The 25,285-nt window shown below is 56.9% G+C and carries 19 protein-coding genes, 2 tRNA genes and 1 pseudogene; 11 read left to right on the top strand and 11 right to left on the bottom strand.

Features of this window, described 5'->3' with window-relative positions; all coding sequences use genetic code 11:
* Positions 1–424 precede the first annotated feature (424 nt).
* Positions 425–947: pseudogene (locus BBOMB_RS08445) on the top strand (SDR family oxidoreductase).
* A gap of 215 nt (positions 948–1,162) precedes the next feature.
* Here the strand turns inward: BBOMB_RS08445 and BBOMB_RS05570 are convergent.
* The 7 genes from BBOMB_RS05570 to BBOMB_RS05545 all read right to left on the bottom strand — a co-directional run bounded on the left by BBOMB_RS05570 (position 1,163) and on the right by BBOMB_RS05545 (position 10,079).
* Positions 1,163–2,494 carry a hypothetical protein gene (locus BBOMB_RS05570; RefSeq protein ID WP_044087471.1) on the bottom strand — a complete coding sequence of 444 codons (1,332 nt, stop codon included), beginning with the start codon at positions 2,492–2,494 and terminating at the stop codon, positions 1,163–1,165.
* Between the two features lie 153 nt (positions 2,495–2,647).
* Complete coding sequence (locus BBOMB_RS05565; protein ID WP_052377512.1) at positions 2,648–3,355, bottom strand: flavodoxin; 708 nt, start codon at positions 3,353–3,355, stop codon at positions 2,648–2,650.
* A 277-nt stretch (positions 3,356–3,632) separates the two neighbouring features.
* Positions 3,633–3,818: an aldo/keto reductase gene (locus BBOMB_RS08095; RefSeq protein WP_202961856.1), complete on the bottom strand. Its 186-nt coding sequence runs from the start codon at positions 3,816–3,818 to the stop codon at positions 3,633–3,635.
* A gap of 535 nt (positions 3,819–4,353) precedes the next feature.
* The gene (locus BBOMB_RS05560; RefSeq protein ID WP_052377511.1) at positions 4,354–5,400 is read right to left on the bottom strand and encodes an alpha/beta hydrolase; all 1,047 of its coding nucleotides are present in this window, start codon (positions 5,398–5,400) and stop codon (positions 4,354–4,356) included.
* 305 nt (positions 5,401–5,705) lie between these two features.
* Positions 5,706–7,520 (bottom strand): FAD-dependent oxidoreductase, encoded by a 1,815-nt coding sequence (locus BBOMB_RS05555; protein ID WP_044087470.1) that lies wholly within the window; start codon positions 7,518–7,520, stop codon positions 5,706–5,708.
* 274 nt (positions 7,521–7,794) lie between these two features.
* On the bottom strand, positions 7,795–8,358 hold the full coding sequence (locus BBOMB_RS05550) for a redoxin domain-containing protein (RefSeq protein ID WP_044087469.1): 564 nt from the start codon (positions 8,356–8,358) through the stop codon (positions 7,795–7,797).
* 194 nt (positions 8,359–8,552) lie between these two features.
* On the bottom strand, positions 8,553–10,079 hold the full coding sequence (locus tag BBOMB_RS05545; protein ID WP_414133055.1) for a formate-dependent phosphoribosylglycinamide formyltransferase: 1,527 nt from the start codon (positions 10,077–10,079) through the stop codon (positions 8,553–8,555).
* 240 nt (positions 10,080–10,319) lie between these two features.
* On the opposite strand from BBOMB_RS05545, the gene BBOMB_RS05540 reads away from it, so the two are divergent.
* From BBOMB_RS05540 to pknB, 8 genes are all read left to right on the top strand, one after another.
* Positions 10,320–11,168: a hypothetical protein gene (locus BBOMB_RS05540; RefSeq protein ID WP_193786675.1), complete on the top strand. Its 849-nt coding sequence runs from the start codon at positions 10,320–10,322 to the stop codon at positions 11,166–11,168.
* A 231-nt stretch (positions 11,169–11,399) separates the two neighbouring features.
* Positions 11,400–12,098, top strand: coding sequence for an FhaA domain-containing protein (locus BBOMB_RS05535; RefSeq protein WP_044087467.1), 699 nt, complete (start codon positions 11,400–11,402; stop codon positions 12,096–12,098).
* 98 nt (positions 12,099–12,196) lie between these two features.
* On the top strand, positions 12,197–12,730 hold the full coding sequence (locus tag BBOMB_RS05530; RefSeq protein WP_044087466.1) for an FHA domain-containing protein FhaB/FipA: 534 nt from the start codon (positions 12,197–12,199) through the stop codon (positions 12,728–12,730).
* 77 nt (positions 12,731–12,807) lie between these two features.
* A complete protein-coding gene (locus tag BBOMB_RS08205) occupies positions 12,808–14,526 on the top strand; it encodes a PP2C family protein-serine/threonine phosphatase (RefSeq protein WP_044087464.1) in 1,719 nt (572 codons plus the stop codon).
* A complete protein-coding gene (locus tag BBOMB_RS05520) occupies positions 14,523–16,139 on the top strand; it encodes an FtsW/RodA/SpoVE family cell cycle protein (RefSeq protein WP_081867318.1) in 1,617 nt (538 codons plus the stop codon). Before BBOMB_RS08205 ends, BBOMB_RS05520 begins: the two co-directional genes overlap by 4 nt.
* Positions 16,136–17,608, top strand: a complete 1,473-nt coding sequence (locus tag BBOMB_RS05515) for a peptidoglycan D,D-transpeptidase FtsI family protein (protein ID WP_044087462.1) — start codon at positions 16,136–16,138, stop codon at positions 17,606–17,608. The genes BBOMB_RS05520 and BBOMB_RS05515 overlap by 4 nt, the downstream gene beginning before the upstream one ends.
* Positions 17,605–18,603: a serine/threonine-protein kinase gene (locus BBOMB_RS05510; protein ID WP_081867317.1), complete on the top strand. Its 999-nt coding sequence runs from the start codon at positions 17,605–17,607 to the stop codon at positions 18,601–18,603. The genes BBOMB_RS05515 and BBOMB_RS05510 overlap by 4 nt, the downstream gene beginning before the upstream one ends.
* Positions 18,600–20,642 carry a Stk1 family PASTA domain-containing Ser/Thr kinase gene (gene pknB / locus BBOMB_RS05505; RefSeq protein ID WP_044087461.1) on the top strand — a complete coding sequence of 681 codons (2,043 nt, stop codon included), beginning with the start codon at positions 18,600–18,602 and terminating at the stop codon, positions 20,640–20,642. Before BBOMB_RS05510 ends, pknB begins: the two co-directional genes overlap by 4 nt.
* Positions 20,643–20,997: 355 nt before the next feature.
* Here pknB and BBOMB_RS05500 read toward each other — a convergent pair whose 3' ends face one another.
* Complete coding sequence (locus BBOMB_RS05500; protein ID WP_052377510.1) at positions 20,998–21,840, bottom strand: YgjP family zinc-dependent metalloprotease; 843 nt, start codon at positions 21,838–21,840, stop codon at positions 20,998–21,000.
* Positions 21,841–21,910: 70 nt separating this feature from the next.
* On the opposite strand from BBOMB_RS05500, the gene BBOMB_RS05495 reads away from it, so the two are divergent.
* Together BBOMB_RS05495 and BBOMB_RS05490 are read left to right on the top strand one after the other, a co-directional pair.
* Positions 21,911–21,984 (top strand) — tRNA-Ile (locus tag BBOMB_RS05495).
* A 58-nt stretch (positions 21,985–22,042) separates the two neighbouring features.
* Positions 22,043–22,115 (top strand) — tRNA-Ala (locus tag BBOMB_RS05490).
* Between the two features lie 354 nt (positions 22,116–22,469).
* On the opposite strand, the gene BBOMB_RS05485 is transcribed toward BBOMB_RS05490, so the two are convergent.
* The 3 genes from BBOMB_RS05485 to BBOMB_RS05475 all read right to left on the bottom strand — a co-directional run bounded on the left by BBOMB_RS05485 (position 22,470) and on the right by BBOMB_RS05475 (position 25,106).
* Positions 22,470–22,808 (bottom strand): P-II family nitrogen regulator, encoded by a 339-nt coding sequence (locus BBOMB_RS05485; protein ID WP_044087508.1) that lies wholly within the window; start codon positions 22,806–22,808, stop codon positions 22,470–22,472.
* Between the two features lie 277 nt (positions 22,809–23,085).
* On the bottom strand, positions 23,086–24,384 hold the full coding sequence (locus BBOMB_RS05480) for an ammonium transporter (protein WP_414133054.1): 1,299 nt from the start codon (positions 24,382–24,384) through the stop codon (positions 23,086–23,088).
* Positions 24,385–24,749: 365 nt separating this feature from the next.
* Positions 24,750–25,106: a hypothetical protein gene (locus tag BBOMB_RS05475; protein ID WP_044087459.1), complete on the bottom strand. Its 357-nt coding sequence runs from the start codon at positions 25,104–25,106 to the stop codon at positions 24,750–24,752.
* Between the last annotated feature and the right edge of the window lie 179 nt (positions 25,107–25,285).

Below are 25,285 nucleotides of genomic sequence, written 5' to 3'. Positions count from 1 at the left end.
GTGATTACATATTTTGTGAAGTTACATTACACTTTACTAGGTATAAACACAGAGAGTTTTTTATTTTTTGCTTCGATTTATATACTGTTTGCGCTTCGTACCGCATGTATAGACGGAAGAGAGCAGTACTGATCTGGCTAGTTTCTTGGGTTCATTCAGGTTGCTCCAGGGGTTTATTGAGTCGTTTCTGCTGCAGGCTGTTCCAGCAGCTTATCCTAAGTTCATTTCGCTTGTTTTCTTTAAGGCTGATCCGGCAGCTCCCGTCGAACACGCTACTCAGTGGAACGCGGTTGAGCAGTTTTGGAGTGTAGCGCTGTTAAATGGGATTCGCGCCGTGGCTAGACCTTAGCGCTTGTATAGCATGTTAAGGCATGATTGTAGCTTAACGGGTTACAGCGGATGTTGCACAATCCGAGGAGGAGTCATGGGTGTTCAAAGGGGTACATTTCATGCGGCCATTGTCACAGGATCAGCGGCGGGGCTCGGCCTTGAGCTGGTACGTCAGCTTCTCGAACGCGGTTGGTTTGTGTGCGGTGTCGATTTCGACGCCGAGCGCATGGCTCAGCTTGACCGCGAGTTTGAAACGTCGCAGTACCAAGGTTTTGTGGGTGACGTTACGGACGAGGACTTCGTGCGCCAGAGCACCGCCGCCACCAGGGGCAACGGCTGAGGAGTCCGTCTACTGCGCGCGGCCAAATGGGGTGAGCGTGGCTATACGGAAAGCCTCAAGGCGGCTTATAAGGGGTCTGGTGTGCGTGTGATCGGTGTATATCCGGGCGGTATCGACACGGACTTCTACCGCGAAAGCCATGACTAGTACCGCTGGAAAGCAGCATACGTTCATGCGTGTTGATGAGTTGGCTCGGATCGCTCTTCTGAATCTGGTCAACGACCTCAACCTTACGGTCTCCGATATTCGCATTGACCGCAATCCAGTGCTTATCTAAAGGGGTACGATTCCAGCCGTTGCGTAGCTGTTGCATGACCGTTTTATAACCGTTTCATAGCTGGTTTATGTGGACATAGCGGGGCGCTCGCTGCAACGTTATGTGGATTGCAGAGGTTACGATGGTTTTTCTACACATATAACAAATCTGTCGACTTTCTTGACGGTAGAAAACACATACGCAGAGTCGAGCCGTCAAGGGGCGTACATTGTGTGTCACATCGTCAGGCGCTCATCTACAAGCCTCTGGCGTGCCACGCCCTGGGCATGAAGCATGTGTTCGACGTCAATCACTCCCCGTGCCGGCCCGACGACGAAGAACGTCGCTTCTTTCAGCTCGGTTTTGGAAAGCAGTCGAGGTATCTGCTCATCGGTCAGTCGGCCTACCTGCATGTCGTAACGGATTTCATCATCGTCGCGCATGTTTCGGAACTCGTGGTCAAAATAGGCCTCCGAACCCGCGCGAACCGTCCAGATCACATGAATCGGCAGCCGAGTTCGGTATTCTTCAGCCAAGCTCAGCAAAGGCGCTATGCCGGTTCCCATACCTACAAGTACCACCGGTTTATCAGAGGCAATGCAACGTTCGATGTCATCGGCGAACCGGCCAAAGGGGCCCTCCGCACCGACCTCGCTGCCGACCGGTAAATCGGCGAGGTGTTTGGTGTAGTCTCCCAGCTTACGTACGGTCAGCACCATACGGTGTTGATTCCGCTCGTTTTTGCCGTCCGCAGTGCGTTCCGCCAGGTGGTTGTCCGGGGCATCGGTCACGGAAAACGGGTGGTTCTCGTTGGAAATGGCCGGAAAAGTGAAGAAGAAGTAGTCCCCTGCCTCATAACCATGAGCGTTGCGCCCGAAATCCAGGACCAGCCTTTGTGTCTGAGGGCTCAGTTCACGGTTCTCTACGATGGTTCCGTGCAGGTACTTGGCTGGGCCGCGGAATTTTGCCCAGCAGTAACAACCGAGGGCGGCGACCGTGTATAGGTCGAAGAGGGTGATGAACCAGAAGTGGATGCTGATGCGCCCGATAAGGTGCACATGCAACCAGATGGCGAGAATCGCCACCAGATTGAGACGATGAACCCATACCGAAATCTGATGGTTGAAGACGGTTTCCAACCGATGCTTCAACTTGGACGCAGGGGTGAATCGGTCGACCAGAAGACCTGAGAGCATGAGTAGCGCGTATGTGAGCCCGAAAAGCGCCAGATACCAAGCCGTGTTGCCAGCCAGCGCTATCCAGCGACCCATGGTCATCAGGAAATGCCGGTGCAGAAAAGCCAGAAGCAGCGCGCCGATTCCAAGCAAGGAGTGAATCAGGTACATTTTCGGCAGGCCCATGATTCGGTCGATCCATCGTGGACGTGTGGAAAGAGCCACGGCGGCGAGCCACCACACGTAGGCCGTCACGCCTGCATCGATGGGGAGGAGCTGCGAAATCGCCGCGGGCAAGAGGCTTGAATCCAGTATTGCGACCAACGGCAATGGAAGCGCAAGCAGGATGAGCATCCACACGCAGTTGAGTATGATCGGATGACGTTTCAGCATCGCTTTCTCCTCAGTTTCTTCTTGTTTCGGCTCAGATTGGTTTGGCGCCCATGCCCGAGCATGTGATGGGTGACGGGTTCATGCCCCATCATTGGGTGAATAGTGAAAATGGCGGTTTTGCATGGATTCGGCGCTCAGACATCGACGGTACCCTTAGGCGTGATAGCCCAAGCTTTCCAGCCAGCTATCAATCTCCTTGTTCGCGTTTTGTGCCTTGTTGCCTTCGGTCTCAAAGCCCTTTTTGAAGTTTGCGTGCGGATACTGATGTTTGAGCGTCTCCAGTGAGTTGCCCCAACCGGAGCCCTCGTTCGTGGAGAAGGGAATCACGGTCTTGCCGTTGAGGTCGGCCGAGTCCATGAACGTACGTACCGGCATCGGTATATCGCTCCACCAGATGGGGTAGCCGATGAACACCGTCTGATATTGCGATATGTCGGGCAACGGTTCCTGGAGTTTAGGGCGTGCGTTCGTGTTCTGTTCGTTCTGCGCTTGGTCCACGGTCTGGTCATAGTTGGCGGGGTAGGGCTGAACGGTTTTCAGCTCCACTTCGTCGCCTTTGGTCACGCGCGCGATCTCATTGGCCACGCGGTGGGTGTTGCCGATTTCGAGGTTCTTGTTGCCATAGTTGATTCCCGATCGAGAGAAGAAGACGATGAGAATCTTTCCGCCGTCGGCCTTTTCATTGCCTTTGGTGGCACTCTGCTTTTTCGGCACGGTCGTGATGGCTGATTTGCTTTCCGTCGTGGATGTCTGCCGATACGCTCTACTGCGTTGGAAGTTCCATCCCAACAATGCGAAGACGATGATGATCGCCACCGACACGATGAGTAGTCCTTTGTGTTTGCCGATGAATTCCTTCATAGTGATCCTTTTCTGTGGTTCAAAGGGGGTTTGCACGTAAGGGTGCGAACGCCCGCAGCGGCGACCTCTGGGAGTTTGCCTATGCGTGCTTTCTTTACGTTTTCGCATTTTCGGATGGGTCGTGTGCATCCGTGCCAATGGCCAGCGATGATTGTCGTCGGGCATACGCGCCTAGCCGCGTAGCCGCTTACCTGTTCGTCCAGTTGTTGCCGAAGGACGATTGCTCCGACTCCTCCACGCCGCGGTGGCCGTGGACTTCCCCGTCACGCAGGTGGAATTACGAAGCGAGCACGATGTCATTACGGAAGGGGTTGACGGCTTCACCTACCAGCTGCTCGTTGTGTTCGGCATGGAACTGCTCTTCGCCATAGCTTTCGGCGGTATCGAACAGGGTGCAACCGAAATCATACGCTGAGCGAATGGCATCCACTCTCCTCACGGCTCGGCATTTTGCCTTAGTCATGTGAAGGGGCCATGCAGCCCATGCCGATCGGGGAGACTTCCAGACTGCCGATATGCCTTGTTTTCATAATTCCGCCCTTTCGAGAGTACGTAAGAGAATTCGCTGAACGCTCCCCCACGGTTCCTTGACACGTATCATGAATCAGCCTATGCCTTCAAGCGCTTTCACTGCCAAATCGCACTTCCCAGGGATTGTAGGACGTTTTTCATCAGTCTTGATTCCATCGTGGCGATTGGCGGACCATCGAATAGGCTCCGGTTCCGCGCCATCGGTTCCGTACAAGGTTCCAAGCCGCAGCATGCCGCATGTTTGCAGTCGTATACGCGTTGGTTTGGATGCTTCGAACGGATGGAGATTGCACGTTTACCGGTATTGTCATGGTTGGGTCGTTAACGGGGAATCGATGCCGAGCCGGCGAGGCGGAATCGTCTGCCGAACCTTCTATCCAAAACATGCATTGGCGACGGAGCTTTCGGCACAATGATGGTGCGGCTCGGTCGATACCCTGTAAGAAGTCACCGATTGGAGCAGCCAACTAGCCGCGTCCCCACAGAAAGGCGTCTATCTCGTCGCTGACTTTCGGGTTCTCGTGCAGTTTGCTGTGCTGGCCCATCTTGCCGTGAACCTCGATCTCTCTGTAGCTGGCGGCTTTGCCCTTCAGAATGTAGTTCAATGAACGTGCCGATGCCGTCGAGATATTGTTGTCACTGTTGGTGCCGTCATCGAGATTGCCGAAGATGTTGAGCACCTCGACGCCATCGGGATAGTTGTTTTTATGGGCGAGCAGATAGTTGAAATGCTGGTTGCGGTACGTTGGCGAGCCATCGGCTTGGATGGTGTTCATGTTAGGGGAATCGTCAACCCCCACGATGCCGTCGAAATTGCCCGCGATGTTGACTTGTTTCTCGAGTTTCGGAAGACTGGTGTCCTGCCCGTACTGCATTTCGTAGTACATCATGACGAGGTTGCCCATGGAATGGGCGACGGTGTTGTAACGACGGATATGGTAGCGCTGCTGCAGCGTGACGATGAGGCTATGTACCCATTCGCTGGTGACGCCGTAATCCACGTTGGTGTTGTCTTCGAACAGCACTTGGATCAGTGGGCGTTTGGTGTGCTTAGGCCATGTGCCGGTGAGTTTCACGTCGCCTTGCGAGGAAATGGTCACGGTGAGCACCTTCGTGGCGTCCTCGTGTTTTTCCGCGTACTCAATCATGCTGTCCGTGGAGACCTTGCCGCCGTTGTATCCGTGCAGGTACAGGGTTGCAACGGAGTCCGATCGGTCCTGGTCGTCCGTCGTTGCGGATTGCCTCGGTTGCGTCGAGGCACTCGCCTTGGCGGAAGTCAAATCCGGGGCGTGCGGATTCGACAGTCGCGGTAACAATATGGCTACAAGTGCGAGTGCGACTATCGCAATCAGCGCGAAAACGATTATCGCCGGGCCTCGGTAGCTGCGTTTCCCAACCGTTGCCTTTCCAGCGGCATCCGGTAGATCCATGGCATGTGCAGGTACCGGTCGTCCATTATCATCATGTCCATCGCCGTGATGCATATCGCGTGCCCCCTGTTTCATACGCTTCATACGTTACCATCACCATGCATACAGCGTTAGGGCATTCAGTGAAATTTGACTTACAGCACTTGAATCCGTTCTCCCAGAGCCTTCAGGCGGCAATTTCGAGCCTCAGTCGTGAGGAATGGCCATCTGTACATATGCAAGCTTTTGCATTCAATGAAGCGTTTGGCGGAGTGTGTCGTCAAATGGATGCGGCATCGGATTATGTCTCCGTACCCCAGGAAAAGGGACGACCCAAGGGAAGCCGTCAATCTGACGCGGAAACCGAATCATGCCCACCACTTAGGGCGGGCATGATTCATGGGAAGACGTCAGTCTCGACTTTGCTCAATGAGGTCGAGTATCTGCGGCACGCTCTTTTTGCCGAACTCGACCGTTTGCTTGGTTGCCCCGTTGGCATCGGTCGTGTTGATGACGATGCAGGGCACACTCATGGCGTGGTATTGGTTTTGCAGTTCCGGGTAATGCGAGATGTCATAGGCCTCGGCGCGTACGTTCGTGTTTCCTGCCGCGATGCGTTGGGCGGATAGCACAGTGGTCGGGCACATGGTGCAGGTCAGCGAGACCAATACCATGATTTCCGTCGTTGTGTCGATGGCCCTGATACGTGCATCGCTGTCGGCGTCCACGCTTTGGCCGGGACCTGCGGCATTATACAGGCCAAGCACGAATGAATTGAATTCATGACCGCTGGGAACGCCGTGGAAAGCAAGCCCCGTCTCCACCGGTTCGCCGTCGTCGCCCGGTATGCACAGGCGTACGCATGGTCGTGCGTCCGGCATGGATTGCGCGGGATCAAACCCGGCTTTGCCGTCGGCACCGGCTGAAGCCGAACCGGATTCGGCCCGGACTTTCTGGCTGCTCAACCTACCGGAGCTCAGATCCACCAGTTCGTCGATGAAGCCTTCCAGCTCGCGGGAAAGCTTGGTGCCGTCGAGTTCCAGGCGCAGGATGAGCGGTCGGGTCATCTTGTCGAATACCATGTTGAGCTGTTTGATGATGGCTTCATTGAAGAATCCTGAGCGTGAACTGGTTTGGATCGTACCTGCCGTTTCCATGGTGCCTTGTGAAGGTGCGGGCGCAGGTGAAGTCGCTGAATTCTTCGCCGCTTCCGCTTTTTGTGCCTCCCTCTTCTCATAAGGCGAGTCCGTGGGGCGTGGCGGCACGAGTCCGGTCTTCTCACTCATGTCCTTGGCGTAGCGTTCCAGCTCGACGGCGGCCACGGCGCCGTCCGATACGGCCGTGACCACTTGGCGTAGGTTCTTCTCGCGCAGGTCTCCGGCGGCATAAACACCGGGGACGGATGTCTCCAGATAACCGTGCGTCGTTACATAACCGTGTTCGTTCAGCTCGACGACCCCGGTGAGGATGTCGGTCTGCGGGACGTACCCAGCGAAGACGAAGACTCCGAACGTGTCGCTTTGGGTTGGTTTCCATACGCGCTCTTCACCGGTCTTGCGGTCAAGGATGGTGGCCTCGGCGAGACCTCCCTGACCCGCGGCCACGGCCTTGAGCTCGGTGTTGTAATGGATTTCGATCTTGGGGTTGTTCTTGGCTCCCTCGGCTACGGCGGCATCGCAGGTGAAATCATCGGTGAACACCAGGATGGTCACCTTTTTCGCATATTTGGTGAGGAACACGGATTCTTCGGCCGCGGAGAAACCGCCGCCCACCACCAACACCTCCTTGCCGTCGAAGAATTCCCCGTCGCAGGTGGCGCAGTAGGAGATGCCGCGTCCGGCGTATTCCGATTCGCCTTCAAAGCCGATTCTGCGCGGGTTGGCTCCTGTGGCGATAAGTATGCCGAATGTGCGTATATCCCCGCGATTGGTATGCACGGTTTTGACCTCACCGTCAACGCTGAGCCCGGTGGCTTGGGCTGCCTTGAATTCGGCGCCGAAGTCCTCGGCCTGTTGACGCATGGTTTCGGTGAGCCTTCGCCCGTCGGTGGATGCCACGCCGGGGTAGTTGACCACCTCTGAAGTGATGGTGATCTGACCGCCGAAGTCGTCCTTCTCGAGGATAAGCACGCGGTAGCGCGCCCGGGCCAGGTACAGACCGGCAGTAAGCCCCGCGGGACCGCCGCCGACCACTACTACATCGTATAAATCATTCTGTTGTTTCATTGATTATCCTCGTTTTCGTTCATTGCGACGCGCATGCGTCGCCGTGCTGTCTCATGCGGAACGGACTTGCGGCATGATCTGCAGGCTTCGCCGAAGCGCCCGCATGCCGGCATATGATTTCGAATGCGTTTGTGGCATGCCCCGCGGAAAACGGCCGGAACCGACTTTTGAGCGGGCCTAGGGACAGGAATGGGCGCAAACCGCGTACGCCGTACAGCGCTCGGGGATTCGCGCCCATTGATGCCTAAAGGTCGCTATAGCGGGTAGACCGGTATCAGAGCTGGCCGACCAAGTCCAGGCTCGGTTCGATGGTCTCGTCGCCGGGTGTCCACTTCGCCGGGCAGACCTCGTCGCCGTGCTCGTAGACGAACTGGCTGGCCTGTACGCGGCGCAGAATCTCTTCGGCGTTACGGCCCACGTTGGAGGAGATGACCTCGTAGGCCACTACCTTGCCTTCGGGGGTCAGGATGAAATCGCCGCGCTCGGCTTGACCGTTCTCCTCGTCATAGGAGTCGAGGTCACGTGAGAGGCGGTTCGTAGGGTCGGCCACCATCGGGTATTGGATTTTGGCGATTTTGTCATTGGACTCATGCCAGGCTTTGTGTACGAACTCAGTGTCGTGGGAGACGCCGTAGACCTCGCAGCCGATCTTCTTGAATTCGTCGTAATGATCGGCGAGGTCTTCCAGTTCGGTCGGGCACACGAAGCTGAAATCGTTGGGGTAGAAGAAGATCAATGACCAATGGCCCAGAAGGTCGGCTTTGGTGAGTTCTTTGATCTCGTTGTTTTGAAAATACTTGGCCTTGAAATCGGTCAATTCATGTTGGAGCATTGTCATGATAATCTCCTTTTGATTGCTGACGACCTGGTATTCATATCGTTTGACATGAAATTCACGGGATAGCTTTTTTGATTATGACTTCATCGTACAGTGTTGCCGGGTAAATCGTTAGTGGTCGCTAATGTGGTGATACTCACAATATTGAACCTCGTGCCACGGCGAAGGACGCTGTGTTTGGCACACAACGTGGGCTAATCGACGCCGATTCGTAGTGAGGCGGCCACATGTTCGGCCTTGGTGCGTGCCTGCCGCTCATTCTCACCCACTGCGAGAGCCACCGCCATACGTCGATGGCCCTTCACCCGTGGTTTGGAGAAGATGCGCAGATCCGTTCCCGGCTCGGCCAGGGCCTCGTCCACATGGGAAAACGTCACTTCGCCTTCGCCTTGCACCACGATGGCACGGCTCGCGGCCACGCCATGGCCGGGAACGGGAGCCAGATGCTCCTGTGTCACGGGTATGCCCAGCACGGCCCGGGCCTGGAGTGCGAACTCGCTTAAACGCTGGGAGATCATGGTCACCATGCCGGTGTCATGGGGGCGAGGCGATACCTCGTTGAAAAGCAGGGAACCGTCGTTCAGCACGAACAGCTCCACGCCGTACACTCCCCAGCCACGCTCACCGTCTGCCTGAGCCATACGGACCATGCCCTCCACCAAGGACTGCGCCATGTGACGGGCCTTCTCAAGGATTTCTTGGGGCAATGCCTCCGTCGGCCCCGCTGGTTGCCAGGATTCCCGGTAGTCGCCGTGTTCCTGGCGTTGGCCTATTGGTTCGCATGTGCTCACCCCCGCGGCGGAGCTGATGGTGATGACTGTCAGCTCCGCGCTTAACGGCGCCAGAGCTTCCACGATGACACGTGAGACCTCGCTTGAGCGTGCCGCCCGTCTTCCCGTCTGAGCCTCGTTCCAAGCGTTTTCGAGTGGGTCAGGATGTGTATGTTCGGACGAGACGCCTTGTGGTGGTTGTGATCGCCTGCTCGATAAAACGGGTCGATGGCACGGCTCCACGTCGTCGTCCGTGCACGCCCATTCCCGGCTGCGGTCGTCTTCGTCAAAACCACTCACCACGCTTTGCCCATGTCCTGAAGAGCTCATGACCGGCTTTACGACGCACGGGAATCCGACCGCTTCCGCCCCACTCCTCAGTTCTTCTAGAGAACTGGCGAATCGATAGGGCGTTGTGGGGAGTCCCAAGGTTTCGTGAGCGAAAATCCGGAGTTCCTCACGGTTCATGCACATCGCCGTGATGGCTGAACTGGGTGCCACTTGTATTCCTTTTTCGGCTGCCCGCTTTAGAACCTGCGTGGCAATTGCCTCTACTTCAGGAATGATGACATCTGGCCGTATACTCTCAATCAACCCTTGCAGCGCATCGGCATTGCTCATGTCGACCACACGTCCTTCATGGGCGACTTGCTGTGCGGGCGCGCCACCATAGCTGTCGGCCGCGCACACCCACGCTCCCAAACGCATGAGTTCTATCGTTATCTCACGGCCGAGTTCGCCGCTGCCCAGTAGCAGTACCCGGGTCCTGTGTCCGTCGTTGACGCTCAGCGGTGCCCCGAGGATGCGTTGATCCGGTTCCTGGCTTTGCGGCCTGCCCTGGCGAACTTCAGGCGAAGCTGAGGCGGAAGGCGATGCATACGATGCAGGGTCTTCTTGGGATGGACCGGAAGACGACGGTGCTGAAGACGGTGCTGAAGGAAGGTGGCTCATGATTTTGAGTGTACCCTAATGCGCTCCCGCTTCACGTTTCGGGAGACGGTCCGGCATTCGCCCGTGCTCCGTGGTGCACGACCTCAGGCCGTCGTAAGCGTAGACATGGGAATCGTATTTATGACGTTTTCTCTCACGGCTCTTTATTGCTTTTTCTTGTTATACTCATAATGACTCGAAGATCAACAATGAAGGGGTGTCGATGTCCTCCGAGGGTTTTCACGAATGAGGCGCTTTGATGTGCGGCGTTTAAAAGACGGTGCTAGGAATGTGGATTTCAGCCGCCTGTTGAATCAGGCGGCGCAATTGCCGGGCGTAGGCGTCGACAGGTCGCAGTTCCTGCGGTCGGCGCTCAAAGGCATGGCTCCAAAAAGCCAAATCAATCAGGCTCTGGCCCAGACACCTGTACAGGCCGGTGTACCGAAATCGGTCATCGAGGAGGCCGCCAAAAATGCCATTAACGAGGAGGCCGCCAGAACCACGGCGCTTTCGGTGGCGACCGGGCTTCCGGGTGGCATCGCCATGGTCGCCACCGTTCCGGCGGATGCCGCGCAGTACCTTGGCCATATGCTCCGTATATCACAGGAATTGGCGTATTTGTATAGTTGGCCTGCTCTTTTCGAAGCGGGAGAAGGCCAGGTGGACGGTGGTACCAAATCCGTCATGACGTTGTTCGCGGGCGCAATGATGGGCATCAGCGCCGCGAATCTGGGCATCGTGAAGGTGGCCAACCTCATTTCCGAGCAGGTTGTGAAGACGCTGCCCGAGCAGGCACTGACCAGAGGCGTCGTCTATCCCATCGTCAAGAAGGTGGCTGACATTATCGGTGCGAAGATGAGCGAACGCATGTTCGCCGACAGTGTCTCTAAAGTGGTCCCGCTTGTCGGAGCGGCCGTGTCGGGAGGTCTCACATGGTTCTCCTTCAAGCCGATGTGCACCAGACTTCAGCGGCAGCTCGCTTTTTTGCAGCTTGCCAATGATGGGTCCTCCGAGGAGGATTCGAATGAAGCCAGGCGGCGCGTTGCCGACCGGTCGGGTAAGGCGGTGGACGGGCATGTGGACGTATGGAAGAAGACATATAAAGGCTGACGGATCAAGGGCGGTCCGTGCGTTTGCCGCCATGCCGTGTGTGACAGGATATGGTGGGGACTCGGGTCGGTTTGCATCTGGTCCGGCCGGCCATGTATTCTCGCGGTTTCCGTGGTCGGATTGCATGAAGGGACATACGCTTGCGGTCCGACGTTATGGGTATGCCGTGGCATTTGCCCTGGTTTGTGGCACCGCGTAAGATAATATCCGAATGTACAGTTAGGAGCCACTATGGGTGTACTCGATAGTTTTGAAAAAGGCATAGAGGGTGCGGTGAACGGTGTCTTTTCGAAGTTCGGTTCGAAAGACCTGCAACCGGTCGATCTATCCAGCGCGCTTGAGCACGAGATCGATGCCGAGGCCATGCCGGTCGGGCAGGATCGTACCGTGGCGCCCAATGAGTATCGCATCAAGTTGAGCACCCCTGATTTCGACCGCATCGAGGAATGGGGCAGCGCCACGTTGGCTGATGAATTGGCTGAAAACCTCACGAAATATGCGAAAAGCCAACATTATGCCTTTGTAGGTCCCGTCGTCGTGATTTTCGAAGAGGATTTGGATCTGAGTGTCGGCAATTTCAACGTGGCCTCTGAATCAGTCCAAGGGAACGCGGTTCCGGTGACCGTGGAGGATCAGGCTCAGGACAGCCCGGTGCTGGAGATCAACGGCAGCCAATACCTGCTCACCAAGCCGAAGACGGTGATTGGGCGTGGATCGGGATGCGACATCGTCATAGACGATCCGGGTATATCGCGTAACCATTTGGAGATCGACATCAGCGACGCCGGCGTCGTCGCCCGTGACTTGGGTTCCACGAACGGCACGTATGTGGAGGGGCATCAGGTTCCGGCAGCTACGTTGGTGGACGGCAACACGATCACCATAGGCCGTACTCGGATAATGTACTGGGCTTCTTCTCAGGAAGCCTGACGTCAATCGTAACAGGGAGTATGGCGGCTGTGGTTCGGTAGAGTGGTCGCGTGGTTGGGTCAAAGCCTGGAAGCAATGGATTGGGGGCGAGAAGCGCAATGACTGATTTGACGTTCACTATATTCAGATATGTATTCCTGGCTCTGCTGTGGCTTCTGGTGTATTTCGTCGTGCGTTCTCTACGGAAGGACATAGAGACATTCAGCCCTCGCAAGTCTTTCGGGCATCATATGCGTGACCGCAAGGCGCAGAAGGCCGCCCGCAAGTTGCCGACACAGGCGGCATCGCCCACCCCCGCAATGGGCGGCGGCAGGGCTTCAAGAGGGATGCACAGCGCGGCGCCGACCCTGCTCACGGTACTCGACGGTCCTGCTGCGGGTGTCTCCGTTCCGCTCGCCCATTCAACCATCACCTTGGGGCGTTCGTCCTCTAATGCCGTTGTGTTGGACGATGAGTTCGCTTCTTCGCACCATGCTCGGGTCTACCTTGATCCGGTTTCGCGTGCATGGGCCGTTGAGGATCTGAATTCAACCAACGGCACAGTGGTCAATCATCACCGCATCACCCAGCCAGTGGCGTTGCAGGCCGGCGTGCCGGTACGCATCGGCTCCACGACGTTTGAACTGAGGTGATGCGATTGGCTGACACTCCCACTCCAGAGGTTTCGGATATACGTCTCGATCACGCGCATGGTCGGGGGGAAAGCCAAATGCAACCGTCATTGGGGCGTTTGTTCCTGTACTCCACCACCATTTCCGATGTGGGCACGGTGCGCAGCAATAACCAGGATTCATCTTTCGCCGGGGAACGGCTCGCGGCCGTGTGCGACGGCATGGGTGGACACGCCGGAGGGGACACGGCTTCGACCATAGCAATCAAGTCCTTGGCACATTTGGAGAAGTCGGTGGGCTCCGGGCTGCTTCCTGACGTACCCGTCAAAGACGAAGGTGCGATTGACGGTGTTGACGTGGGCAAGGCTGAAGACGCTCGAAGTGGTTCCAGCCAGGTTGGCGACACTCCGCGTGCCGGGCGTGACGGTGGAGTCGCGGGGCGTTCTCGTGTGCGTGAGAGGTCGGTGGGCGGCGCGGAGCAGTCGCAGGAAAGTCTGGATATCGCGTCAGTGGCGTCCACGCTTGAAAAGTCGGTCAAGAACGCTCATGATTCCATAGTGGCCACGGCTAAATACAACCGTAGTCTGGCCGGAATGGGTACCACCCTTTCGGCCGTGGTGCTCGTTGACGATCACTGGGTTTGCGCCCACATAGGCGATTCCCGTGCGTATATGCTGCGTGAGGGCAGGTTGCGCAGAATGACGCATGACCATAGCTATGTGCAGCATCTGGTGGATTCCGGACGAATCAGCGAGGGCGAAGCGCGCTCTCACCCGCAGCGCAACGTCGTCATGCGGGTCCTTGGTGATTTCGACATCGATCCCGAACCGGATATCTCCATTTTCAAGGCGTACCCCGGTGACCGTTGGTTGCTCTGCTCCGACGGCTTGTGTGGGGTGTTGGACGACACTGCCATCGAGGACGTGCTGGTTTCCATACCCAATCAGCAGGAGTGCGCACGTCGTCTCGTGGGTATGGCTTTGAAGGCCGGCAGTACCGATAACGTTACCGCGGTCATCGCGGATGCCACAGCGGCGTTGAAACTTGACCATCAGATTCCCGTCGTGGGAGGGGCCGCGACTTCAGGTCTCGATGTTATTGCGCAGAATGTCGGCAAACAGGTCATCACCGCCCCCGCGCTGGGAAGGGTGTCGCCGCATCCGACCGCCGATGATGGGGCCGGACAGACCGATGCGGAGGCCGATCAGCCTGTCGTCGAAGCGGTGAGCGAACCTCAAGACGAGCCTTCCGTCGCGATACCAGCGGCCATGAAGGACGAAGACAAGGGTGACCTGGACACCAGTGAAATACCCGTGGTCAAAAAACGTAATGGCCAATATTCGGCCGATCCGCATGACCCCGAAGTGGCGGCGTTCATCGAGCGGGAAAAGCGGAGCGTGACCCGTGGGAAAAACAGACGGAAAATGCGCCAGCGTCTCGCGAAGATTACCATAGTGGCCTTGCTTGTGGTGCTTGCCATAGTCGGGGTATCTGGTGCCTATCAGTGGACTTTCAGCCAGTATTATATAGGCGAATCCGATGGAATGGTCGCCATCTACCAAGGTGTCAACACGAATCTTTTCGGAATGAGTCTTTCGCGCACCGTCGAAACGACGGATATCCCCGTTTCGGAACTCTCTCAGAACATGAACGATAAGATCACCGAAGGCGTCAGCGAAGATTCGCTGGATGAGGCACGTGACAGAATCGGCGTGATCAGACGGGATTTGGCGAAGCAGAAAAAGGACAAGGAAAAGGAATCGACGACAAAACGCAACGCATCGGACACGGATTCGGGCAGGGGGACGAAGTCATGATCGTCACCAGATTGCGTCAGATTTCACTTCTCCTGCTCTCGTTCGCGTTAAGCGCCATGATTTATTTTCAGATGTTCGAGCGTACGTACGGCTATGTTCCTGCCCGATACGTCGTCATATTGGTTGTGGCTGCGGCATTGTTCGTCGTCCTGTGGGTGCTGCTGCTCGTTTTCCAGCCTTACGCGAATCAGACGATACTCCCCTGCGTCGTGATGCTCACATCCATAGGGACGATGATGATAGCCCGTCTCGATTATGTCGCCAAACCGCAGACGAACGTAGGTTATCAGCAGCTCATATGGTTGTGTCTTGCCTTGACTCTCACCTGCGTTTTCGTGGTATGGCTGCGTGATTATCGTGTGCTACGCCGTTTCTCCTACCTCAATATGGCAATCGGTCTTGTGCTGCTGTTCTCCCCCATGATTCCCAAGTTGGGAAGGACCATAGGAGGCGCGCGTATCTGGATCGGCGTCGGCAGGTACACCCTGCAGCCCGGGGAGTTCGCCAAACTGTTCCTCGCCTTTTTCTTCGCCGCATATCTGTTCGACCATCGTGACCAATTGGCCGTAGGCGGCAGGAAGATATTGGGCATGCAACTGCCCCGCATCAAGGACCTTGGGCCAATAGCGTTGGTGTGGGTGGCTGCGATTCTGGTGTTGGTGGTGCAGCACGATCTTGGTACTTCGTTGATGTTCTTCGCGCTGTTCGTTTCCATGCTGTACGTCGCCACCGGACGTAAGAACTGGCTTGTCATCGGCGGTGTCGCGTTCGTAGCCGCCGCTTTGTTCGCGGCGAAGGCCTTCGCCCATGTCGGCTACCGCGTGGACGGATGGTTGCACGCGTTCGACCCCAAGGTGTATGGGCGGGAGTACGGAAGCTCCTATCAGCTCGTCACCGGTATCTTCGGCATGGCCGCTGGCGGCGTAACTGGCACGGGAGTTGGACAGGGACGGCCATATAAGACCCCCCTCGCCAACTCCGACTTCATCTACGCCTCCCTTGGAGAAGAGCTGGGCTTGGCGGGTACCTTGGCGATTCTCATGCTGTATCTCGCCATCATCGCGACAGGCTTCATCACGGCCATGAAGATCAAGGATGGTTTCGGCAAGCTTCTGTCCGCTGGACTGGCTTTCACTATGGCTTTTCAGATTTTCACGGTTGTGGGCGGACTTACGAGGGTGTTGCCCATGACGGGGCTCACCATGCCGTACATGGCGGCGGGCGGATCGTCGTTGTTGGCCAACTATCTGCTGGCGGCGCTGCTCATCGTCATCTCGAACGAGGCGAATAAGCCCGATCAGGGAGAGGGGCTTTCCAGCACCATGCAATACGAGGCGTTGCTTGCTATGAACAACCGTGCGGCCGCCAAGGGGCGCGAGGAGACGCAGAAGCGGGTGCATCTTGGAGAGCACCTACCCCACTTGTCTCAGGAGCGTGAGGATGCCACATCGTTGGTATCGCCTGTGGGGGGTTCCGTGGACGAAGACGCCGTGAGCCAAGAAACGCAGAAGAAGGATGAAGCCACGCAGGATGCCATGAGCACGCAGATACTTGATTCGGGGTCCTTGCGGAGCCCGTGGTCATCACAGGAGCAAGGGGGTGATGAGTCGTGAACAAATACCTCAGGCAACTGTTCACCGTCGTATTGGCGCTTTTCGTCATCATTGCCTTCTCCAGCTCATGGATATCGGTGATTTCAGCGGACAAATACACTTCCGATCCGCGCAATGTGCGGGCTTATGAACTTTCCGTGAGCTCCCCCCGTGGGTCCATTCTGGCCTCCGATGGCACCGTGATGGCGAAGTCCAATCCAGTGAACGACACTTTCGCCTATCAGCGTGAATATGCGGACGGTCCTTTGTATGCGCCGGTCACGGGTTATTTCTCCATAAACCAGGCCGCCGATCGTGGTATCGAGGCCTCGCGCAACAAGCCGCTTACGGATGAGTCCAATGCCATGTTCTGGAAAAGACTCAGGGCCACGGTCGAAGGCAGCAAAAACAACGGCGCGTCAATTGAGACCTCCATTGACCCGGTACTGCAGAAAACGGCTTATGATGGTCTGACCGCGAGCGGCAAGGACGGCGGCGCGGTGGCAATCGAAGTCAAGACCGGCAGAATTCTGGCCATGGTCAGCTCACCAAGCTATGACCCCAATCTTTTGGCGAGTCACAACAGCACTGAAGTGAACAGGAACTATACGCAGCTTACTTCCGGGGACTCCAGTCCCATGGTGAATCGAACCACCTCGCAGCTTTACCCGCCGGGGTCCACCTTCAAGACCGTCGTGGCGACTGCGGCACTCGCCTCCGGCAAGTATCAGCCCGACACCCAGATACCCGCCGGCGCCAGTTACACTTTGCCGGGCACTTCCACGCAGCTCACCAATTCCACCCCGGCCGCGGCGGGAGTGGATGGGCATATTTCGTTTGAAGACGCCCTGGCCTACTCGTCCAACACGGCTTTTGCCCAGCTGGCCGGGGCATTGGGCGGTGATGCCGTCGCCACCCAGGCTAAAAAGTTTGGATACGGTTCACCAATCACCATCGATGGAACCGATTCGAGTGGCATGCCCATGACCGCAGTGGCTTCAAAGTTCCCAAGCAGTCCGGCTCCGGACAAGTTGGCCCTCTCGGCCATAGGCCAGGGCGATGTGCAGTCCACCGTGCTCCAGAACGCCATGGTGGCGCAGGCGATTGCCAATGAGGGCAAGATGATGAAGCCGACGCTGGTCGACCGGGTGCGCGCCAGCGATCTTTCGACCATCTCACGGACGCATCCGTCCGTGAAAGCGAACGTCATGTCATCTGATGCTTCCGGGAAATTGACCGGTATGATGAAATCGGTGGTGACGAAAGAGAATGCGAATCTCGCCTTACCGGGTATCCAAGTCGCGGCCAAAACGGGAACGGCTCAGATAGGTGTTGGTAATTCCAGCATTGATGGCTGGGTGATAGGATTTGCACCAGCGGACGATCCGCAAATCGCCGTGGCCGTTTTGGTGCACAATACCGATGTCTTGGGTAGTTTCGCCGCAGGTCCTATTATGAGGTCGATGATGCAGGAGGCGCTAGAGAAATGAGACTTGTGGAAGGCCAGTTGATTCACAATCGCTACCGTCTCGACACCAGGCTTGCGCGGGGTGGCATGGGAGAGGTATGGAAGGGCTATGACCTGCAGCTCAGGCGTGATGTAGCCGTCAAGGCGTTGCGAACCGATATGAAGGACACCGGCGCGAGGCTCCGCAGGCTGAGACGTGAAGCTTACAATTCGGCGGATCTGGCCCATCCCAACATCGCCGCGCTGTTCGAGTACTATGAGCATGATGGCATCGGCTTCATCGTCATGGAGTATGTTCCCAATGATTCCCTGGCTGATATCTACCGCAACCGCAAGGGGGCGATGGATCCGCTCGAGCTGCTGCCGATTCTCATACAGGCGGCACGAGGTCTGTATGTGGCGCATTCGCATGGTGTGATTCACCGCGACGTCAAGCCGGGCAACATCATGGTTTCGCCGGACGGTGAAGTGAAGATCACCGATTTCGGGGTTTCGTACTCCACCAACCAGGCGCAGATAACCCAGGATGGCATGGTGGTGGGCACAGCCCAGTATATTTCGCCAGAGCAGGCTCAAGGGGAGCAGGCCACGCCTCAATCCGACATCTATTCCCTGGGTGTCGTGGCATATGAGGGTCTGTGCGGCCATAGGCCGTTCACCGGCGCCACGCCCGTGGACATCGCGGCTGCACATGTGAACGACGCCGTGCCGCCGATGCCTGATTTCATAGACTTGCAACTTCGACAATTCGTGATGTGCATGCTGGAGAAGGATCCTCGCGACCGTCCCAAGGACGCCCTCGTGGTCTCAAGCACCTTGGCGCGGATCGAACGTAGGCTGCTCGATCAACGCACCGAAGCGGAGGACACCATCATTCAGCTCAAGGGTGGGCGCATTCCACGGCGAGTGGCAAGTATGCCGGGCGGCGTAGGACGTTTCTCAACAACTTCGACCCATGTTCAGACCCGACCTGAGCAACCAGAACTTGACGGAAAGACACAGAAGGAGCAACTATGAGCGTGAACATGCCTTCATCCCTCGCGAACGGCCGTTACCAGCTCGGTGGTCTTATCGGCAAAGGTGGCATGGCCGAAGTGCGCATCGCCCAGGATACCAGGCTTGGTCGGGTCGTCGCAATCAAGATCATGCGTTCTGACCTTGCCAATGATGAAATCTTCTTGCGTCGTTTCAGTCGTGAAGCCCATTCTGTGGCTCAGATGAACAACGCCAACATCGTCAACATCTATGATTCCGGTGAAGAGACGGTGGAGAGCGAGAACGGGGTGAGCGAACGCGTGCCTTATCTCGTCATGGAATACGTCAAGGGCCAGACCCTGCGTGACATCATCAAAGCCAACGGTCCACTTAGCCAGCGTGATGCCGAACAAGTGATGTTGGGCGTGTTGACGGCGTTGGACTATTCCCATCGCATGGGCATCATCCACCGCGACATCAAGCCCGGGAACATCATGATTTCCGAGCAAGGCATTGTCAAAGTTATGGATTTCGGTATCGCGCGCGCGTTGGATGACTCGGTGGCGACGATGACCCAATCGCAGGGTGTCGTCGGCACCGCACAGTATTTGTCGCCTGAGCAGGCGCGCGGAGAGACCGTGGACATGCGGTCCGACCTCTATTCGGCGGGCTGCGTGCTCTATGAGATGCTTACGGGGAAAGCACCGTTCACCGGTGATTCCGCCGTGGCCATCGCCTATCAGCATGTTTCGGAGGTCGCTACCCCACCGAGTTCCATGGTTCCGGGCTTACCTCGTATGTGGGATCAGATTTGCGGCAAGGCCATGGCGAAGGATCGGCAGAACCGTTATGCTACGGCCGCTGAGTTCCGTAACGACATCCTCACCTTCATGAATGGCGGTGTTCCTGTCGCCGCCGCGTTCAACCCGCTTTCTGATCTTTCCAACATGCAGGCTCGCAAGCAGGCGGAAGAGACCGCAGCTACGGAGGCCATGAATCCTTTGGAGACGACCGCCACGGAGGCGTTCAATCCGCTTGAGTATGATCCGGCGACCGGTACGTTCGGCGGTCCCGCCACTGCAGTAAAGACCCGCGCCGAACAGGCAGCCAAAGCCAAGGCGAAGAAAAAGAAGATCATCATCGCTTCTGTGGCCGCCGCGGTGGTGTTGGTTTTGCTTGCGGTCGGAGGATTATTTGCGCTGAATCGCAACAGGCAGAGCAAGGACGTGTATGTCACCGTGCCGACGTTCAGTGAAAGCACCACGGAAGGCAGAGCGCGCAAGCAACTCGAAAACGCGGGACTGAAGATCCAGGTGGAGGAGGATACGGACTCAACCCTCGCAAAGGGCACTTTCACCAAGCAGTCGCCGAAGGGCGGAAAGAAGGCGTTGAAGGGTACTACTGTGAAGGTCTGGTTCTCGGCTGGCCCGCAGTCAGTGCTTATACCGGACGTCAAGGGAACTTCGCAGAACGATGCCAGGGCCAGGCTGGAGAAGGCCGGCTTTAAGGTCACCCCGAGCACACAGACCGAAGATAGCGTGGATGTGCCGAGGGACATGGTGACGCGTACCGACCCGACGGCCGGCACTTCCGCGCCTAAGGGTTCAACGTTGATGCTGTACATTTCCTCGGGTATGACCAAGGTGCCTAATGTGGTGGGGCAGCAGAAGGACGCCGCCCAGCAGACGCTTCAGGCGCAGAAGTTCGTCGTCACGATAGAACAGGAATTCTCCGATGCTCCGGCAGGTACGGTTTCGCGTACCGACCCGGCGGCGGGGGCGAGCGTGACTCAGCAGTCGGGGGTCACCATCTTTGTGTCGAAAGGCAAAGAGAAAGTTGGCATTCCAGACATTGACACCACTGGGAGTATGACCCTGCGTGATGCGCAGAGTCTGCTTACTGCGGCTGGGTTTCAGGTTCATGTTCAGGGACCCGATGACTCCAATGCGCTTGTGACCGGCGTGAATCCTGGCAGTGGCAATATGGTCGATAAAGGATCGGTTGTCACTATCACCACGAAGGCTCCTGCGATTACAAACCCTCCGGCCTCCAATAAAACCGATGCCCCTCCCGTGAGCTGATTACATAGCCGGAAAGCGTTTAGAGGGGTGTGGCGTCACTCAGTTAAGTGGATTCCTGTCGATTAGATCGGAGGGAATCCACTTTGGTTTTATGCGGCCTAGGTTGCATCGGATTTCATTCCTGCACCGATCGGTGTAGGCCTTGATTGCGGTTTGCGTCATGCACAGTCAAGCGCGTGGATTTGGTTGTGTTGGTTGTGTTGGTGATATGGCCCGCTTGTAGCCGGCACAGCATGAGTGCCATTGGATTCGTTAAAACGAAGGCTAGGGGGCGTGATTTGGGCAGGGGGGAATTTAGCGATGAGAGAACCGGTATCCAGAGTCCACCATGGTTGACTTGACTTGCTGGATTCGTTCATTTCCATGCAACCTGTTGGTTGAGGGTGTGCCGTAGTGTGCGCCAATTTGGCAGAAAGGCGTCCATCCGTCGTTGGAATCGCGCCCCGTGACCGTTTTCCCAGAGGTGTGTCATCTCGTGCACCAGGACGTATTCAAGAAGCTCCGGTTTCATCAGTCCCAGTTGCAGATTGAGACGAATCCTTCCGGTGGCTGGTGTACAGGAACCCCAGCGTGAGGTCATAAGTCGAAGCGTGACGTGCGTTGGGCCGCGTCCTATGATGGTCGTCCAATGACGGAGTAGCTCCGGCAATCTGGCTCTGATGCGGCGTTCGGCCTCGCTCTTCATGTCGTCGTTCCAAGCCGATTGGCCTGCTGCAAGGTCCATCGTCGTGGCGGTGTTGGAGTCGGTCGGTGCGACGAGGCTGTCATCGCGGCCTGCTTCGGCTGGGGTGTTCCTTATGGTTTCTGGTGTGTTGGCCCGTGGTGCATACGTTGCCGCAGCTCCTGCCCCGTTTGCTGCCGTGAATCCGGCTTGCATTTCCTGCATGGAGTGCCATAAACGCGCCTGCTGTTTTGTGATCCAAGGCATGCGTGCCCTCACCAACCGTGTGATGTCTTCATCCTTCATCTGTACAGGGGCGCTGATCTCCACCGTTCCAAGCGGCGGTTTGATGCGAAGGTACATATTGTGCGTGGTTTTTCGCGTCACATGGACCGGCATGCCGTCCACTTGCATTGTGGATTCATCGATGATGCGGACCGCATGGTGGCGGGTGCTGCTGCGACGATGATAAGACATGGAAGTATTGTGACTCAGGTGATTGACTTGCATGAGGAACGGATCGTGCTTCCGCGACACGCAACCTCCTGCGGAGTTGACTCGTCTGCCTGAGCTGTTACTATTTCTATCTGTACGTTTTAGTGCGTGCGGGCCCATAGCTCAGCTGGTTAGAGCGCATCCCTGATAAGGATGAGGTCGGAGGTTCAAGTCCTCCTGGGCCCACGCAAGTTCCAAGATACCTTTATGACATTGATGAAATCGCCTTGGGACAGTGCACCAAGGGGCTATGGCGCAGCTGGTAGCGCATCTGCTTTGCAAGCAGAGGGTCGGGAGTTCGAGTCTCCCTAGCTCCACAGACGGACCCGGGAGCCTTGGGAGATCAAGGGTCGCGGGTCTTTCGTTTCTCCGACAACTACAAACACAACTACAAAAACGCGCGAGTGCGCTCCATTCCCTGGCAGCATCTTCAGCTTTTCACAGGCTTTTCTCGCAGACGGCTCTATCTCTCTTCTAGTAGCAGAGGCAATGGCAGACGCAGGCTCGCCTTGGCGTGGTGTGTCGCTTGAGGATATGCCAGCTGTCTATGGAATCACTTGTTTACGTTCAGATTCGTGATGTTTTTTGCACATGGTCTGGGGTTTCCTGCTAAAGCCTCTGAGTGAGCAAGTGGTTTGCGTTGATGTTCGGCGTGACGGTTGAGATTGGCGTCATAAGGCGGCGGCGTCGGATTCGCCAGTACGTACGCGGGTCACGGAGTCGATCGGCAGCACCCACACTTTGCCGTCTCCCACGTTGCCGGTGTGTGCAGCCTGGACGATGGCGTCCACCATGGCATCCGCCTCGGTGTTTCTCACCACCAGGTCAAGGCGGATCTTCTGCACAAGCTGCGAGGTCTGCCTCACGCCGCGGTACACCTCCGCGTGCCCGTGCTGGCAGCCATATCCCGCCACATCGCTTACGGTGAGTCCTCGGACGCCTTCGCGTTCCAGGGCTTCCTTCACATCGCTGAATTGTTGAGGGCGGATGATTGCGGTTATGAGTTTCATGTTCTTCTCCATGACTGTGCATTTGCTTGGTCACCTTCATGTCCGGTATTTCGTGTTGCGTTGGGCATCCGCAGTTTGACCGGGCGTGATGTCTGATTGTTTGATTGAATAAACGGTGGTTGGGTCGGGCCATTGAATGGACGATGATTGATCGGGGTCGCGGCGTGGCTCGCGAATCGACTTGTCGTCTGTGGAAGATCGCGATATGCGTCGGCTCGGACCGTGTTGTCTTGGCTGTGCTCGTGCCTGTGTCTTCTGCTTCGCCGGAACCACGTAATCACTGCCCGATGTTGACCAGGGACATGGCTGGGGCGAGCACATCGTAGGCGCTCTCACCCTGGTCACTCAGATCGACGCCGAGCATTTCCTCGTCCGAGGAGACTCTCCAGCCCAGCGTGTGCTGCAGGGCGAATGCGATGATTCCGGTCACGATTGCTGAATAAAGGATGGCCACGATTGCGACTGAGACCTGCACGGCCAACTGTTTCCACGAACCGCCGGCAAGTAGACCGGTTTCGGCGCCGAACACACCGATGAGTACGGTTCCCGTGACCCCACCGACGCCATGTACTCCAACGACGTCAAGTGAATCGTCATATCCGAACCGGAATTTGAGGCCGCAGGCCAGGCATGTGAGTACGCCCGCAATGGCACCTATGGCGATGGACCCAAGCGGGGAGACCACATCCGCGGCAGGCGTGATGCCCACAAGGCCGGCCACCATGCCGGACGCCGCGCCCAGCGCCGTGTAATGGCCGTTTCGGATGCGTTCCGTGAAGCCCCATGCGAGCATGGCCGCCCCGGCCGCCAGTGAAGTGGACACCCACGCATAACCAGCCGTGCCGTTGGCGGCGAAGGCAGATCCCGCGTTGAACCCGAACCACCCGAACCACAGCAGGAATGCACCGAGCATGACGAAGGGCATGTTATGAGGCCTCGTGACCTCAACACCGAATCCCTTGCGTTTGCCGATGATCAGGACGATGATGAGGGCCGCCGTGGCGGCGTTGATATGGATGACGGTACCGCCGGCGAAGTCGTGGGCGGCGGCTCCCAATGCCTTGGAAATCGTTCCGGTGGACGAAAGCAGGCCGCCGTTCCATACCATGTGCGCCATTGGCGCGTAGTCAAGCGTGATCCACAGGGCGACGAACACAAGCCAGGTGCTGTATTTGATGCGTTCCGCCAGCGCACCGCTGATAAGCGCCACCGCGATCATGGCGAAAGCCATTTGGAAGGCCACGTCTATGTCCACCGGGTAGTGCCCGATGGCGTTGAGACCGGTGGAGGTGTATGCGCCGTCCTTGCCCAACTTCATGGTATCGCCTAGGAGGAGGCCGCTCGCCGGGTCTCCGAACAGGCCTAACCCGCCGACGTCGTGCCCCGCGTAGGCGATCGACCAGCCCCACATCGCCCAGACGACGGAGCTTACGGCCAGCGCTCCGGCTGAGAGTATGAGCATGTTGAGCACCGCTTTCCTCCGGACCATCCCTCCGTAAAAGAACGCCACGGCAGGTGTCATCAGGAACACTAGCGATGCCGCCACTAGCATCCATGCCGCGTTTCCACTGTTCATAGTTTCCCCCATTCTCGTGTTCATGCGGCAATTGCCGCCTTGTTACGCACATCAAACACTTGCCATGAGTCGATGCGGTTACGGCAGATTACGGTCAGTTAAAACATTGATTACAGGGAGGTAAAGGGCGGCGTCGGTGTCAGCGTTGGCACAACGCTGAAGCTTATGTTGTGAATCTGTCGCTGTTTGTTGTCACTGTACTGCCATCGCAATGAAGCCCGGTATGCCGTTGTGATAACTGTGCTTGGGGCGACGTGCCGTGGAGGCATGTCTGTGCTACGGCTTTCAGGACAAGGTGCCTTTGGGAAAGTCTGTGGGAGAATGCGTCTTTCGCAAGGATGTCTTGCGAAGGGACTACTTGCCTGTTATGACGTTGTGCAGTTGTTGAGCCTGGCTCGCGGATTGGGTTTGCCGACGAACCTTAGTCTGAATCGAATGGCTACATGGTTGAGGGTTTCATAGGGGGATTCGATGGCGTTGGTCTGGTTGAGGATGTTGTATTCGGGCAGGGTGATTTGCGTATAGTCCTTATTTGCGAAAATTTGTTCGGATATCGAGGAGACGTTGCCTTGTGCGTTCTGGCTGATGTTGACGTAAGTAGGGTGGATTTGGTTTTTATAGTAGAGAAGAGCGCAAGTACTGCCGCCGGTGGTCTCGCTCGTGTCCTTGATGGCGATCGATTGCGTTGCCCATAGGTGTTCTCCATTCGCTGTAGGCCGCATGGTGTTTGAGGTTCGTTTTATCTGTAGTACGTTGATTTGGGATTTATGCTTTCACCGGTGAGAAAAACGAGAAAGGAGAGGGGAAGTCGGGAAAGGCGAAGCGAACGGAGGGAAGCAGGGAAAGGCAAAACGAAATTGAGGAGAGTTGGATGGATGAAACGAATGAGGATTGGGAGGCG

The organism is Bifidobacterium bombi DSM 19703, assembly GCF_000737845.1.
In the GTDB taxonomy this organism is placed as follows: Bacteria; Actinomycetota; Actinomycetes; order Actinomycetales; family Bifidobacteriaceae; genus Bifidobacterium; species Bifidobacterium bombi.
This window is presented reverse-complemented; position numbering and strand designations above follow the sequence as displayed.

Bases quoted from the DNA above. Each gene is read 5' to 3' on its own strand.
- BBOMB_RS05570 (WP_044087471.1), bottom strand. From the start codon at position 2,494: ATGCTGAAACGTCATCCGATCATACTCAACTGCGTGTGGATGCTCATC.
- BBOMB_RS05565 (WP_052377512.1), bottom strand. From the start codon at position 3,355: ATGAAGGAATTCATCGGCAAACACAAAGGACTACTCATCGTGTCGGTG.
- BBOMB_RS08095 (WP_202961856.1), bottom strand. From the start codon at position 3,818: ATGACTAAGGCAAAATGCCGAGCCGTGAGGAGAGTGGATGCCATTCGC.
- BBOMB_RS05560 (WP_052377511.1), bottom strand. From the start codon at position 5,400: ATGAAGCGTATGAAACAGGGGGCACGCGATATGCATCACGGCGATGGA.
- BBOMB_RS05555 (WP_044087470.1), bottom strand. From the start codon at position 7,520: ATGAAACAACAGAATGATTTATACGATGTAGTAGTGGTCGGCGGCGGT.
- BBOMB_RS05550 (WP_044087469.1), bottom strand. From the start codon at position 8,358: ATGACAATGCTCCAACATGAATTGACCGATTTCAAGGCCAAGTATTTT.
- BBOMB_RS05545 (WP_414133055.1), bottom strand. From the start codon at position 10,079: ATGAGCCACCTTCCTTCAGCACCGTCTTCAGCACCGTCGTCTTCCGGT.
- BBOMB_RS05535 (WP_044087467.1), top strand. From the start codon at position 11,400: ATGGGTGTACTCGATAGTTTTGAAAAAGGCATAGAGGGTGCGGTGAAC.
- BBOMB_RS05530 (WP_044087466.1), top strand. From the start codon at position 12,197: ATGACTGATTTGACGTTCACTATATTCAGATATGTATTCCTGGCTCTG.
- BBOMB_RS08205 (WP_044087464.1), top strand. From the start codon at position 12,808: ATGCAACCGTCATTGGGGCGTTTGTTCCTGTACTCCACCACCATTTCC.
- BBOMB_RS05520 (WP_081867318.1), top strand. From the start codon at position 14,523: ATGATCGTCACCAGATTGCGTCAGATTTCACTTCTCCTGCTCTCGTTC.
- BBOMB_RS05510 (WP_081867317.1), top strand. From the start codon at position 17,605: ATGAGACTTGTGGAAGGCCAGTTGATTCACAATCGCTACCGTCTCGAC.
- pknB (WP_044087461.1), top strand. From the start codon at position 18,600: ATGAGCGTGAACATGCCTTCATCCCTCGCGAACGGCCGTTACCAGCTC.
- BBOMB_RS05485 (WP_044087508.1), bottom strand. From the start codon at position 22,808: ATGAAACTCATAACCGCAATCATCCGCCCTCAACAATTCAGCGATGTG.
- BBOMB_RS05480 (WP_414133054.1), bottom strand. From the start codon at position 24,384: ATGAACAGTGGAAACGCGGCATGGATGCTAGTGGCGGCATCGCTAGTG.
- BBOMB_RS05475 (WP_044087459.1), bottom strand. From the start codon at position 25,106: ATGCGGCCTACAGCGAATGGAGAACACCTATGGGCAACGCAATCGATC.